Below are 14,995 nucleotides of genomic sequence, written 5' to 3' on the forward strand. Positions count from 1 at the left end.
TTAAAAAGGATCTGCCGATATGCATGTTCAGAATAACACCCTGGTACCTGTTGTTGTTGAGAGAACAGGAACAGGAGAACGGTCTTATGACATATATTCCCGCCTTCTAAAGGATAGAATTGTTTTTCTGGATGGTGAAATACACGATGTAACGGCTGACCTTGTGGTTGCTCAGCTTCTTTTCTTGGAGTCTGAAGACCCAGAAAAAGACATAAATCTATACATAAACAGCCCCGGTGGTTCAGTAACTGCCGGGCTGGCTATTTACGATACGATGCAGCACATAAAGCCGGACGTTCAAACCATCTGTATAGGACAGGCTGCTTCCATGGGAGCCGTACTCCTGGCAGGCGGTGCCCAAGGAAAAAGATATTGCCTACCCTCAGCACGTGTCATGATTCATCAGCCCTGGGGTGGTGTACAGGGTCAAGCCCGGGATATTGGCATTCAGGCCAGAGAAATCATCCGCCTCAAAAAGATGCTGATACAATATTTTGCAGACAATACGGGAAAAGGTTACGAAGAGATTGCTTCCGATATGGAACGTGACTTCTTCATGTCTGCAGAAGAGTCGGCCCAATATGGGATCACAGACAGCATTCTCAAGAGGTAAAAGATGGCTAGAACAAAAAGTAAAGAATTAAAAGTATGCTCCTTCTGCGGTAAACACTCCGATGTGGCCAAAAAATTGATTGCAGGCCCTGGAGTTTATATATGTGATGAGTGTGTACAGGTTTGTAATAAAATCATGTCTGAAGAAGAAAATATTTCTTCTGACTTTGTAGATGACATACCCACCCCCAAAGAAATCAAACAATACCTGGATGATTATGTCATTGGGCAGGAGTCTGCAAAGAGAACCCTCTCCGTTGGGGTTTACAACCATTACAAAAGAATCATGTTCAAAGACAAGGTTTCCGGCGATGTAGAGCTGGAGAAGACAAACGTCCTCCTCATTGGTCCTACAGGAACGGGTAAGACTCTTTTGGCTAAGACTCTCGCCAGAAAGCTGAAGGTTCCCTTCGCCATTGCCGATGCAACAACCCTGACCGAAGCTGGATATGTAGGAGAAGATGTTGAAAACATACTCCTGAAGTTGATCCAGGCAGCTGGTAACAACATTGCGGCAGCCGAAAGAGGGATCATCTATATTGATGAGATCGATAAAATCGCCCGTAAGGGTGAGAATGTGTCTATTACCAGAGACGTCTCAGGTGAGGGCGTTCAACAGGCTCTACTGAAAATCATCGAAGGTTCGACTGCGTCTGTCCCCCCCCAGGGTGGCAGAAAGCATCCTAATCAGGAAATGCTTAAAATAGACACATCCAACATCCTGATTATCTGTGGTGGAGCCTTTGTCGGCTTAGACAAGATCATTGAATCCAGAGTGAGTCAACAGCCCATGGGATTTGGTTCTGACGTTAGAAAAACAGGTGATAAGAATATGGCGCAGCTGTTCAAGCAGATGCACCCCGACGATCTTGTCCGCTTTGGTCTTATCCCTGAGTTTATTGGACGACTTCCCATCCAGGTCAGCCTGGATACTCTGAAGAAAGAAGATTTAATCAGAGTTCTCACAGAACCCAGAAACTCTATCATCAGACAGTTTGAGGAATCACTGAAACTGGATGACACAGAGCTTGCCTTTGAAGAGGCAGCCATAGATGCCATTGCGGAAAAAGCCCTGGAAAGAAAAACAGGTGCCCGTGGTATTCGTTCCATAGTCGAAACAGTTTTGTTGGATATTATGTATGATCTGCCTTCCATGGAGGGAAAAAAGAAGGTCATCGTCACCAGGGATGTCATTAAGAATGATGCGTTGCCTGTGATTCTCACAGATCCTGACAAAATTGAGGCACCATGGGAAAATGCACTTCATGAGAATAAACAAATCACAGCTTAGTTTTCGTAAAGAGGAGCTCCCTGTCATTATCCTTCCGGATACTGTCATATTTCCTTATACGGTAGCTCCCTTTTTCCTTGCAGATGCTGTGTCCACCAGAGCTGTGGATGAAGCAATGAAGGGGAAAAGGGATATTTTCCTTGCTTTTCAGAAAGAAGAAGCAGATTCAACCATCCAGAAAAAACATCTCTACCCCACCGGGACTGTAGCCCACATACTGCAGGTTCTTAAACTTCCTGATGGTAATTCCAGATTGCTGGTCGAAGGACGCAGTAAGGGACAGATTCTAAAATTAATCAAAAAAAAAGATATCCTGATGATCCAGTACAAAAGCCTTGTGGAGCACAGAGAGATTGGAAGAACTCTTGCTATCGGAATGGAAACACTCCAGGAAACTTTTTATGAATACGCACGCAAAAACAAAAAAATCACACGCGAAATAAAAACCCAGGTTGAACAAGCCCAAACACCTGAAAAGCTCATAGGCCTCATTGCATCCCAGATGTCCATTCCAACCGCAGATAAAATCGGGCTTCTTGAGATGGATAGTCCAGGGGAAAAAATCAACAAGCTTACTGAAGTCGTGCAGCTCGAGATTGAAAAGAGCACGCTGAAGCAGGACATATCCGGCCGAGTCCGTAAAAAAATGGAGAAGACCCAAAAAGAGTATTTCCTCAATGAACAACTCAAGGAAATTAACAAAGAACTGGGTAACTCAAACCAGGACGATCCCTCGGGAGCCATCGAACTTGAAAACCGGATTAACAGCAAGGGTATGCCCACAGACATCCATGAAAAAGCCCTGAAAGAGGTCAAACGCCTTACCCGCCTCCAGCCCATGAGTCCCGAGTCGGGTGTTCTAAGAACCTATCTTGAATGGCTTGCTGATCTCCCCTGGAGTGAAGAATCGGATGACCGAATGAATCTGGCCAGGGCAGCCAAGGTCCTGGATGAAGATCACTATAACTTAAAAAAAGCCAAAGACAGAATCCTTGACTACATTGCAGTAAGGCAGATTAGAGAAAAACTCAAAGGACCCATCCTCTGCTTTGTGGGTCCCCCGGGGACAGGAAAAACATCCCTGGGACGTTCTGTTGCCAGGGCCCTCAACCGAGAATTTGTAAGGATCTCCCTCGGGGGGGTCCGGGATGAAGCCGAAATTCGGGGGCACCGGAAAACATATGTTGGAGCACTGCCCGGTAAGATCATTCAATCAATTAAAAAAGCGGGGACTACAAATCCCGTTTTTCTTCTGGATGAAATAGATAAGATGAGTAATGATTTCAGGGGTGACCCCTCAGCAGCTCTTTTGGAAGTATTGGATCCTGAACAAAACAGCTCCTTTACCGATCACTACCTGGAAGTCCCCTATGACCTGTCCAAGGTTATGTTTATCACCACAGCGAACTCTCTTCACAATGTTCCCCGTCCCCTGGTTGATAGGATGGAAGTGATTGAAATTCCAGGATACACAGAAATAGAGAAACTACGCATAGCCAAGGGCTTTATCATTCCCAAACAGATGAAAGAAAACGGAATGGACTCAAGCAACCTGAATATCGGAGATGATGCCCTACAGACAATCATTCGAAATTACACCATGGAATCCGGAGTGAGAAACCTTGAACGCCAAATAGGACAAGTCATTCGCAAGATTACAAGGGAAGCCATAGACAATTACCAGAAGCGCCCCGGTGGAAACAACGTACACACGGCCAGGATTCACAAATATCAGGATTACTTCGGAACTATTGAAAATAAAGCTGACAACTTACCAGATCTTTCCCTGTTGAACCTGCAGGTACGCGGAAAGGACGTTATAAACTACCTTGGGAATCCTCCCATACAAGATGAGGATAGTGACAGGAGGGACCGTCCGGGTCTGGCAACCGGCATGGCCTGGACTGAGGTTGGCGGAAGAGTTCTCCCCGTGGAAGTGAGCCTCCTCAAAGGAGATGGCAAACTCATCCTCACTGGAAAACTAGGGGATGTCATGAAGGAGAGTGCCCAGATAGCCCTCTCTTACCTAAGAGCCAACGCAGAAGAATTCGGTATTGAATCCAACTTTCAGAAGGAATATGATATCCATATTCATGTGCCTGAAGGTGCCATACCAAAGGATGGACCTTCCGCGGGAATTACCATAACAGCAGCCCTGCTCTCAGCTCTTAAAAAGACGCCCCTGATTAGCTCGCTGGCCATGACCGGGGAAATAACACTCACCGACCGCTTACTCCCTATCGGAGGAGTGAAAGAGAAAGTTATGGCAGCCCACCGGAATAAGTGCCGAATCATACTGCTGCCAGAAAAAAATAAAAAAGATCAACTGGATCTGCCTCAGGAAATAAGGGATGATCTTCGTTTTATCTTCAGCTCTTCCGTCAAAGAGGCTCTGGAACAGCTCTTTCCGGAAGGGACATTTTAGCTTTTTCGATCCGAAATAGAAATCTGACTCTAAAGTGGTCACTATAAAGTGCGAATCTGAAAAACTTAATTGCCATAAGCCGGTTTTTCTATTATAAATTGTATAAGAGAAAATGAAATTTTATTAAAATATATATGAGAATCCACAGGAGGCCCTTTGTTATGGCTAAAAAAGCTGTTTTTTTTATCCTTTTCATTATGATCGTTACTGCATCCTTCTTGTCTGCAGAGACGACAACTGCGAGTGTTTACCCCAAAACAATGGCCATAAATAGGATTTATCCTCATGCCCTTGGATACAAGGTTGACTACATCAAATCAAACAGGACGATAGGGACATTCTATGCACCTATCTCATGGTTCCAGAAGACAGCAGGATATGGAGAAATTGCATACGGGACAGGAAAACATTATCCTTATGCGACCTTCTATTATGTTGATGGAAAGATTGATCATTTCAGACTATACCTCATTGAAGACTTTAATGATCCCAGCTGGGGACACCTCAGAGGTGATGACAATGATGATAAGTTCAACGATGAAGAACTTGTAATTGAATATCAATAATCCATGACATTTACTCCCATACCCTCCTCCATTCAGGAGGGTTTTTCATCATATACAGATTTTATACTCATAGGGCATGAACACCCCGATGCCGACTGCCTGTGCTCACAATTGGGACTGGCAGCTCTGCTTCGAAACTTGAGCAAGAACGTCCGGCTAATCTCCAAAGGACCTTTCACAAGGCCTGAAATCAAAGAAATGGAACCCCTCTTTGAATCGACCTGGTCCTACCCTAACCCTCATGGAACACTCCTCGTTCTCCTTGATTGTTCAGATATAAGCCGCACAGGTTTTCCAGAGGATGAGCTTGAAGCCTTTGATCTGATGGTCATCGACCATCATGCTTCTGGAAGTGCTGAAGGAAAATTCCGCTATATTGATGCGGGTAGTCCCTCAACAACCCTGTTGATTCAAGGATTGTGGGATCAATACCGGATGAAGCCTGATGCTCAGACGAGTCATTGGCTTTTTTTCGGTTTTGCGACAGACACAGGATTTTTCAGACACATGGAGGCCGGTGCTGGCCCAGTGTTCAACAGAGTGGCCGAGATGGCTGAAAATGGTGCCTCTCCCAATGCGGTGTACCGCCAGATCAATGGTGGACGCGAACTGAACACAAGACGTCTGATGGGCCGAATCCTGGAAAGGGCCCGTTTTTATTGCCATGATAAAATCATTATTTCCTGGGAAAAAAAAGAGGACAGAGACGAACTGGGAATAGAGGATAGAGATTCTGATAAACTGTACCAACTGCTCCAAAGCGTAGCAGGCTGTGAGGCCGTTGCACTGATCAGGGAGGAATCTCCTACACTGAGTATTATTGGACTCCGTTCAAATAACTCCATCGACGTGGGCCGTATAGCCTCCAGACTGGGAGGAGGCGGACATGTCAAGGCTGCGGGCTGTGCGGTCGAAGCCGACAGGGAAACGATACTTCAGAAATTGCTGGATCTATTTTCTGAACAAATCTAAAAATTAACACTTTTTTTGCACTTATTTCATTGACCATACATTGTTAATTCACTATTTTTGTTAACGAACGGTCGTAAACAAATATATGAAAATTGAAGAAAAGCGAAGACTTAAAAAAATAGCCATTATGGAAGCGGCCCTGGATGTCTGGTTTGAGGATGATTATAGAACCACATCCTTGTCTTCCCTGGCGACTCATCTCAAAATGACAAAACAAGCCCTCTATAGGTATTTCAAAAACAAGGATGACCTATTGGATTCCATATCCGATTACGTGGGTTCCATCGAAATGTTATGGTTCAAAGAGATAACCCAGAAGCTGAAAACAATACCTCAGAATGAAAAAGTACGCTTCTTTATTTCCGATCTTTCCAAAAACCTGACTCAGGGGCAACGTTACCTTTATTTTGACAGTTTTAATACACTCCGCCTTGATCAATTATCTCAAGGACAAAATATGGAGCATCTTGAGGAGATCAGAAAGTCTCTGAATTTACCCGGAAAAGTCCTCCATCTGATCATACTACTCTGCTTTTTTCTTTGGGGATGGCATGACACACAGCATTTGCAGAAGAAAAGGAAGAATAGCCAAAAAATAGATCTGATTATGGAAATCATTGAGAAAGGCCTGGCCACGGAGCAATTCCGACTTTCTCAAAAGGGGAGCTCCTTTGACGAAAACCGGAATTATATGGCATTCCGGGACAGAATTCACAAGGACAATCTTGTTCAGGCCGTGACTCAAGTCATACGAGACAAGGGTTTCCAGGGTGTTACACTGGAATTGATTGCCGAAAAAGCCAGAATATCCAAGAGTACACTCTACAATTATTTCAAGAATAAAGACGACATGCTGACCAAAACAACAAATATACTTGTCAAAGAATACATGGAATATCATTCTCAACTCTTATCCGGTAGAGACAATTTTGAGGAGAAACTCCTGGTTCATATCGAGATGCAGTGTGCGCTTTTTCCCAAGAATCCACAGGCCTTTATCATCATGAAGCAATTTATGAGCAAAGATGTATTTGAAAAGGTAGACAAACCTGCCCTTCAGCCGGGATTTCTTGATTTTCTGAAAGAAGGATTAGAAGCAAATAAATTAAAACCCATCCTCTCTGCCTATGAGTATCAGATGATTTTTAGTTTTTTTATATTTATCGAACGGGTGGTTTTAAAGAAAGAGGACGAGGGTCCTCTGACACAGGAACTCATAAACTGGTTGCGTTTGCTGGCTTATGGTATAGGACAATCAAAAAGAACAAAGTAATACATGAGGAGTTTTTACATGAAGAAAGGAATGATTTTTCTAATCTTAATGATTTCAATGATTCTAAACAGCTACGGAGAGTCTATAAACATTTCAGCCGATGGAGCCGTAGCCCTAGCTCTCGAGAACAATCTGACACTCCAGAGTGATTCTTTGGATCTGAGCATGAAGGAAAGAACCCATGACACAGCCTGGAATGCCTTTGTTCCAGAGATCAGCGCTGGCGGTGGTTTGAGTTATAGCCAGATGCTTTTTGCCGATCCTGACCCCATTTATTATAGCTCTACTAACGAAAAATGGACCGTATCAGCCTCTGTGTCTGCGTCTCTCAGCCTGAATGCAGGTGTCGCGACAGGCATGAAGCAATACCTGATAGACTACCAGGCCGGATTACTCAGCTATGACGATGCTCAAAAAAAGATAAACCGGGATGTACGCAAGCAGTACTTTAATCTTATCACCATGGAAACCAATCTCAAACTCAAGGAAATGGATATTGCTCTGGCTCAGAAGCGCTATGAGCAGGCCAGAGAGAATTACAGAAATGGACTCATTTCCGAATTGGAAATGCTCCAGTCTCAGGTCACTGCAGAGAATAACAAACCAGCCTATAACAGTCTGCTGACCTCCTATAAGAACGCATTAATGAATTTCAAACTAATCCTTGGGGTTCCCGGTTCGGTAGATCTAGTCCTGACAGACAGTCTGGATGATCTCCACCTGTACAAGCTGGATGCGGACGATCTCATTGAAAAATACAGTGCGAACAGAATGGATGTTCTGATGATCAACAAGCAGATTGAGTCTCTTAAAAATACAAGGAAACTCAAATATCAATCAGAAAGGACTCCCTGGGTCTCCTTGAGCTCCACCTGGAAAACGGGTGTGGTTGACGGATTCAATGGAGACAACTGGGATCAGGATGTCTGGCAGGATTCGGCGACCATAGGCCTCAGTTTGAGTTTCCCTCTGGATGGATTTATTCCAGGATCATCCACAGATGTAGCCCTTGAGAACCTCGATGATCAGATCCAGCAGCTGGAGCTACAACGGCAGCTTATTTTTGACGCCGCCGAGGTTGAAATAAGGAACCTCGTGATGACCCTGCAGAACTCAATTGACACCATTGAAACCTATGCTCTGAATGTTGATCTTGCAGAAAAGTCTTTTGAACTCGCAACAGAAGCCTACGGCCTTGGAACCAGAGAACTACTGGATGTAGAGACGGCTCAGTCAGGGCTGTTGAGTGCATCCCTGAATGTGCTTTTTGAAAAATACAATTACAAAACCAAATTACTGGATCTGGAATACGCAATCAACAGCGATGATATATCCGCAATACTGGAGGAAAAATGAGTAATAATAGATCAACTCCCGAAACCGTAAAAAACCAAGAAGGCGGCCTGAAAACCAAAAAAAGATTATCTCCCGGCAGAATCATACTCATCATTCTGCTCCTGGTAGTCCTGGGTTTTGCCGCCTATACATTCGTCGGCATGAAGGAAAATGGAAAAGGCCGCCCTGGGGCTATGGAAGAAGAAAATAAAGAGACTATTTTTGCAGTAACCACCACTCAGGCCGTGACTGGTCAGATCAAAGACCTGCTGGAAGTAAATGGGGATGTGATCCCAAACAGTTCTGTTGATGTATATCCTGACACCTCGGGAAAACTATTCCGTTTAAATGTGAACCTGGGAGATTATATCAGCAAAGATCAGGTGATTGCAGAAATAGACCCGTCTCGCCCGGGGATGTCCTTTGCGTCGAGCCCGGTCAAGGCAACGGTTAGCGGTACAATTACCAGCCTGCCCTTTGATGTGGGAGCCACCATAACCCCTCAGGTTCCGATAGCCACCATTGGAAACCTTTCCAAATTACAGGTAAGAACCTTCATTCCCGAGCGTTTCATATCCCGTATCAAAAAGGGAATGAAAGCCCATCTCTCCTTTGAGTCCTACCCGGGAGAAGTATTTGATGCGGTAGTCATAGAGCTGAGCCCTGTTGTGGATGAAATTTCCAGGACAATGGAAATAAAAATGGACATTGTTAGGAATGACAGAAGAATCAAGGCCGGAATGTATGCCAAAATCAGCTTAATTACAGAAGTCAAAGAAGGGATTGTACGCATTCCCAGTGACTGCATCATGAGCCGTTTTGGCGAAACCTTCGTATTTGTAATGGAAGGAGAGAACACAGTTTCAAAAAGACTGATCGAGGAAGGGATACGCATTGATGGTATCTCAGAAATAACGGCCGGTCTTTCAGCAGGCGAAACAATCATCTTTCAGGGGCAGACCCTGCTGGATGACATGACTACGGTTAAGGTAGTCCGCAGTGTACAACCACTGAAATAAGGGATATTCAATGAGTATATCAAAAACCATAGTAAACAGACCGACCACAGTCCTCATCATATTTGCCATACTGATTGGTCTCGGACTTTATATTTTACCCCAAGTACCCATTGACCTGTATCCAGAAATAAATCCACCGATACTGGTAGTTTTTACAAGCTACGATGGAGCAGGTCCTGAAGAAATAGAACAGACTCTTACCCGGCCTTTGGAAGGACAAATGGGGAATGTGTCGGACATACAGAGGATAACATCGACCTCATCTGAGGGTCTGAGTATGATTATTCTGGAATTCGACTGGAATAGCGATTTGTCCGCTGCAGCACAGGACATTAGGGATAAACTTGAGTTCATCAAAGACTACCTTCCCAAAGAGGCTGCCAATCCCCAAATTTTCAAATTTGACCCGGCGATGATGCCCATCATAGATCTTGTCATAAAGGGCAACAGATCTCCTGAAGAAATAAGAGCCATCGCAGAAGACCAGATCCAGCCCTATCTGGAACAGGTGCCCGGCGTAGCAACCACCATCATCACTGGAGGTCGGGAAAAAACAATCAGGGTTGAGATATCACAGAACAGACTGGAAGCTTACAACCTCAGTTTAACTCAGGTTGCTCAAATGCTGTCCACTCAGAACCTTCAAATCGGAGCTGGGTCGGTAGAAGAAGGAACGAAGAAGTATCTGGTGAGAACAGCAGGGGAATATAAGAGCCTTGAAGAAATATCCAATGCCGTTATTTCCTATAAGGTCTCAGGAGGAACGACAAAGGATGTCAGGCTCAGAGACATCGCAACCGTCAGCGAAGGGTACAAGGATGCCAGTAATACGGTGTACATCAACGGAGAACCCGGGGTCTATATTTCCATACAAAAGCAGAGCGGTGTCAACTCAATTCAGACCTCTGATAATGTTTTAGCCAAGCTGGAACAGATCAATAAGAATCTGCCCCAGGACATGTCCGTTTCTGTGATCAACAACACAACGGAGATGATCCGCGGTTCACTGGATCAGGTGACTAATTCTGCCATTACCGGTGCGATTCTGGCCATGATCATACTCTTCATCTTCCTTAGAAGCATAAAGAGCACCCTGATTATTGGTCTGTCCATTCCCATATCCCTCCTCATAACGATCATGTTCATGTACTTTGCCGGTTTAACCCTCAATATCATGACCCTGGCCGGATTGACCCTCGGAGTTGGAATGATTGTAGACTCCTCCATCGTAATTCTGGAGAATATATTCCGTTACAGGGAAAAGGGAGCCAAGCTCAAACCTTCGGCCATCCTTGGGACACAAGAGATGTTTATGGCCATTATGGCCTCAACATTGACAACGGTCTGTGTGTTCCTTCCGGTTATAATGTTCAAAAAAGAACTGGAAATGATCGGGGTACTATTCCAAGACCTTGCTTTTACAATCATCATTGCTCTCCTATCCTCATTACTCATAGCCGTAACACTGGTCCCAGTATTGGCCAGTCAATATGTGACCATTTATACTCGGAAGCAGAGGCCCCTCAAGTGGAAACTGCTACAGATAATTGACAATGGTATGGAGCGATTTTTTACGAGCCTGGACAATGTCTATAAAAAAGCCCTAGCTTCCTGTCTGGACAACAAGCTACTGACGATTCTGGTTATCCTGGGGCTCTTTGTCGTCAGTATTCTAATGTTTCCCTCTATAGGGATTAATTTCATGCCTGCCAGCGAGGAAGACTCCATCACTCTCAACCTCGATATGCCTGTGGGCACACGCCTGGATCTGACTCAGGACTATATGAATCAGCTGGCAATCATCGCCGAAGAAGAGGTCGACAGTGCCAGGGATATCATCATATCCACGGGTTCTGGAGGATTCCTGGCAGCAGACAACAGTAGCAGAGGAACTCTCACAATCACACTCAAAGAGTTTGAATTGCGCACAGAAACTAACGATGAGATCAAAGAAGAATTGAGAGCCCATTTTGATCATTTTCCATCTGCCACATTCAGTTTTGGCAGTTCAATGAATATGGGCGGCTCTGCGTCACCCATCGACATTATTGTTAAAACGGAAGACCTAGATAAAGCAAGGACTGTTGCCAATGATATCCGGGAAATGCTCAAGAATGAAGTTCCCGAGGTCACCGAACCCGATGTGAGCCTGGAAGAGGGGCTCCCTCAGGCTGAAATTGTGATAGACAGAGAAAAAGCCTACTCCCTCGGCCTGAGTGTCTACTCCATCGGAAATGAAATCTCGGCAAATGTTGATGGAGAAATAGCCTCCCGCTACAGAGTAGATGGAGATGAATTTGATATCCTCGTCATTCTCGAAGAGAAAGACCGAAGTGCCATACCCGATTTGGAAAAAATCTTCATCATGAACTCCATGGGTCAGAGAATTCCCCTGTCCAGTGTGGCTCATATCGAAAAGACAACGGGACCTGTGGATATTGCCAGAGAGGATCAGACCAGGGTTGTCCACATAACAGGAGGACTCAAACCTGGATTTGCCGCCAGTGAAGTAGAGCCAAGAGTCCGTGAGATGATAAAGGAAAACATCGTGGCCGATGACTCTGTCATCATCGATTTCAATGGCGATTACGCCGAGATACAGTCTTATTTGATCAAGTTCGTTGTGATCATGATCATTGCTGTCGCCCTCGTTTTTGGAGTTATGGCTAGCCAGTTTGAATCTTTGAGAGACCCATTTATCATCTTCTTCACCATCCCTCTAACGGCAATAGGAATTATCTTTCTGTACAAAATTACGGGAGAAGCACTCAGTATGTACTCCGCCGTAGGGGTCATCATGCTGGCAGGGATTGTCGTCAACAACGGGATTGTCATGGTAGACTATACAAACATTCTCAGAGGGAGAGGCCTGTGCATCCGGGATGCCTGTATCGAGGCGGGAGGAAACAGACTCCGACCGGTACTCATGACAACCCTCACCACCGTACTGGGAATGGTTCCCATGGCATTTTCATCGGGACAAGGCTCAGAACTGGTTCAGCCCTTCGGTCAGACTGTCATCGGAGGTTTAACAATGAGTACACTGCTCACACTGTTTCTAGTTCCTGTTCTCTACGCCCTATTTAACCGTAAGCATGATGGGCAGAGTCGAGAGTGCAGTGATGCAGAAGATTACATAAAAAAGCCTAATTTGGAGAGAACCATATGACAAGAGTTGAGATTATTGTGAATCAATCGATAGAAGCGGATCTGTTTGAAACATTCAGTCGTTATGAAATCGCCCGGCATTATACTAAGATCCCCAGTGTTCATGGAACAGGGAACTCCGACCCCAAAATGGGGGACCATATATGGCCGGAGGAGAATGCCATGATCATCATCTACTGTAAGAAAAAAGAAGCTGAAAAGATTGAAGAAGCGGTTCTTGAAGTCAAAAAAAGATTCCCCCAGGAAGGATTGAAGATTTTTTCAACGAAATCCTGAGACAAATTTATATAGATCAAATTTAAATGGCCGTTTTCTCCTGGAGGAAGCGGTTTTTTAAATGGGTATCTTCCTGAAGATCTCCAGAGCCTGACACAGGCATATCGTTCAACCTTAACAAACAATCATTTCCTTGTCAGCCTGAGTTTCAGATGGTACAATTCCAGAGCTCTATTTTCACCGTTTCCAAGCGGCACTTCTGAGCAAAACACATAAAATAAAAGAACCCTCCAGGAGGAGAACATTGATCAAAGCAATTGATTTAACAAAGCGCTATGGAAAACATACTGCTGTCAACAAGATCAACTTTGAAATAGGAAAAGGAGAGATCATAGGATTCCTGGGACCCAATGGTGCCGGAAAATCCACTACGATGAATATGATCACCGGCTACATTGCCCCGACAGATGGTCAGATTCTTGTAGATGGTGAAAATATCCTGGATGATCCGGAAAAAACAAGAGGTAAAATTGGCTACCTTCCGGAACATCCACCCCTTTACATGGATATGACAGTCAATGAATACCTCAAGTTTTCAGGACAGCTCAAGAAGATTTCCAAACCGGATTTAATCAGAGATATGGACCGGATTTCCGAACTTGTAAAAATAAGTGATGTCCGCAAAAGATTGATAAAGAACCTGTCTAAGGGATACAAACAGCGGGTAGGGCTGGCACAGGCCCTTTTGGGCAACCCCCAACTTCTCATACTGGATGAACCCACAGTAGGTTTGGACCCCAAGCAGATCATTGAAATCAGAAACCTGATAAAAGACCTGAGTGAAAATCATACTATCGTTCTGAGTTCTCATATTCTTCCGGAAATATCAGCTGTCTGCGATAGGGTTTTAATCATCAGCAAAGGCGATATTGTTGCATCGGATACACCCGAAAATCTGGCTCAGAATTTAGCCGGCAAACACAAATTACACTTGAGGGTCAAAGGCGGGGAAGAGCAAATCCGTGAGGCTCTGGAGGGACTGAATATCCTCCAGGACATTCATATGGAATCTTCCAGAGAAGAGGGAGTTTTAAGGGTCATCGTCGAGGCCGCCAAGGATGCAGACATTAGAGAAGATGTGTTCTATGCCCTGGCCGAACAGAAATGTCCCATCCTCCAAATGCGACCTATGGACATGACCCTGGAAGAAATTTTCCTGAACTTGACAACCGTTGAAGGAGGAAAGAAATAATGCTTGCTGTATTTCGAAAAGAACTGCTTACCTACTTTACCACCTCGGTGGGATATATATTTATGGGGGTATTCCTCCTAATTTCTGGCATACTCTTCACCACGGGAAACATATTTTCAATGAACTCCGATTATGCCTCCTTTCTATCGGGACTCATCATGATCTTCCTCCTTGTGGTTCCCCTCCTGACAATGAAGATTTTCAGTGAAGAGATGAAACAGAAGACTGATCAGCTTTTAATGACGGCACCCCAGCCAACCCTGATGATTGTAGCCGGAAAATTCCTAGCTGCGGTAACCCTCTTTTTTCTCACACTCCTGGTCACGGGACTGTATCCTCTGCTGTTATCCTTTCATACAAAAATGGATACAGCACAGATCCTGGGAACCTACATCGGGTTCTTCCTTCTGGGAAGTTCATTCATTTCAATGGGGATTTATATTTCCAGTCTGACAGACTCTCAAGCAGGAGCCGCTATCCTGACATTCTGTTTGCTCATTATTACCTGGATCATCGATTTTATTGGCGGATTTATGCCTGTCAGCATCCTGGCGGGTGTCCTGTTTGCGTTCCTTTTGACCGCATTGGCCGCCTTCTGGATGTTCAGGGCCACTCAGAACATATCCGCAGCGGCCCTCCCCGTACTGACAGGGGTGATTATCATCGCCATCATCTATCTGATCAACAAAGAACTCTACATTAACCTTATTGGCAAAACACTCTCCTGGTTTTCATTAACCAATCGATTTTCTAGCTTTCCCATGGGAATTCTCAAGCTTGACGCCATAATTTATTACCTTTCATTTTCCGGTTTTTTTCTATTTTTAACGACCCAGAAAATTGAAAAACAGAGATGGAGCTAAGAG

The 14,995-nt window shown here is 44.6% G+C and carries 12 protein-coding genes; all 12 read left to right on the plus strand.

What is annotated here, in order from left to right; all coding sequences use genetic code 11:
- Positions 1 to 19: 19 nt before the first annotated feature.
- Positions 20 to 613 carry an ATP-dependent Clp endopeptidase proteolytic subunit ClpP gene (gene clpP, locus EXM22_RS12920; RefSeq protein WP_149486923.1) on the plus strand — a complete coding sequence of 198 codons (594 nt, stop codon included), beginning with the start codon at positions 20 to 22 and terminating at the stop codon, positions 611 to 613.
- A gap of 3 nt (positions 614 to 616) precedes the next feature.
- Entirely contained in the window at positions 617 to 1,903 is a 1,287-nt protein-coding gene (gene clpX / locus EXM22_RS12925) for an ATP-dependent Clp protease ATP-binding subunit ClpX (protein ID WP_149486924.1), read from the plus strand.
- The gene (gene lon / locus EXM22_RS12930) at positions 1,878 to 4,328 is read left to right on the plus strand and encodes an endopeptidase La (RefSeq protein ID WP_149486925.1); all 2,451 of its coding nucleotides are present in this window, start codon (positions 1,878 to 1,880) and stop codon (positions 4,326 to 4,328) included. The genes clpX and lon overlap by 26 nt, the downstream gene beginning before the upstream one ends.
- Before the next feature lie 161 nt (positions 4,329 to 4,489).
- Positions 4,490 to 4,894 (plus strand): hypothetical protein, encoded by a 405-nt coding sequence (locus EXM22_RS12935; RefSeq protein WP_149486926.1) that lies wholly within the window; start codon positions 4,490 to 4,492, stop codon positions 4,892 to 4,894.
- Between the two features lie 3 nt (positions 4,895 to 4,897).
- Complete coding sequence (locus tag EXM22_RS12940) at positions 4,898 to 5,866, plus strand: DHH family phosphoesterase (RefSeq protein ID WP_149486927.1); 969 nt, start codon at positions 4,898 to 4,900, stop codon at positions 5,864 to 5,866.
- Positions 5,867 to 5,951: 85 nt separating this feature from the next.
- On the plus strand, positions 5,952 to 7,139 hold the full coding sequence (locus EXM22_RS12945; RefSeq protein WP_149486928.1) for a TetR/AcrR family transcriptional regulator: 1,188 nt from the start codon (positions 5,952 to 5,954) through the stop codon (positions 7,137 to 7,139).
- Between the two features lie 18 nt (positions 7,140 to 7,157).
- Positions 7,158 to 8,495 (plus strand): TolC family protein, encoded by a 1,338-nt coding sequence (locus EXM22_RS12950; protein WP_168203497.1) that lies wholly within the window; start codon positions 7,158 to 7,160, stop codon positions 8,493 to 8,495.
- Complete coding sequence (locus EXM22_RS12955; protein WP_149486930.1) at positions 8,492 to 9,493, plus strand: efflux RND transporter periplasmic adaptor subunit; 1,002 nt, start codon at positions 8,492 to 8,494, stop codon at positions 9,491 to 9,493. Before EXM22_RS12950 ends, EXM22_RS12955 begins: the two co-directional genes overlap by 4 nt.
- A 10-nt stretch (positions 9,494 to 9,503) precedes the next feature.
- A complete protein-coding gene (locus EXM22_RS12960) occupies positions 9,504 to 12,662 on the plus strand; it encodes an efflux RND transporter permease subunit (protein WP_149486931.1) in 3,159 nt (1,052 codons plus the stop codon).
- Positions 12,659 to 12,937 carry a PG0541 family transporter-associated protein gene (locus tag EXM22_RS12965; protein WP_149486932.1) on the plus strand — a complete coding sequence of 93 codons (279 nt, stop codon included), beginning with the start codon at positions 12,659 to 12,661 and terminating at the stop codon, positions 12,935 to 12,937. The genes EXM22_RS12960 and EXM22_RS12965 overlap by 4 nt, the downstream gene beginning before the upstream one ends.
- 244 nt (positions 12,938 to 13,181) lie before the next feature.
- A complete protein-coding gene (locus EXM22_RS12970) occupies positions 13,182 to 14,129 on the plus strand; it encodes an ABC transporter ATP-binding protein (protein WP_149486933.1) in 948 nt (315 codons plus the stop codon).
- Complete coding sequence (locus EXM22_RS12975; protein WP_149486934.1) at positions 14,129 to 14,992, plus strand: ABC transporter permease; 864 nt, start codon at positions 14,129 to 14,131, stop codon at positions 14,990 to 14,992. Before EXM22_RS12970 ends, EXM22_RS12975 begins: the two co-directional genes overlap by 1 nt.
- Positions 14,993 to 14,995: the final 3 nt, after the last annotated feature.

Source organism: Oceanispirochaeta crateris (genome assembly GCF_008329965.1).
Lineage (GTDB): Bacteria > Spirochaetota > Spirochaetia > DSM-2461 > DSM-2461 > Oceanispirochaeta > Oceanispirochaeta crateris.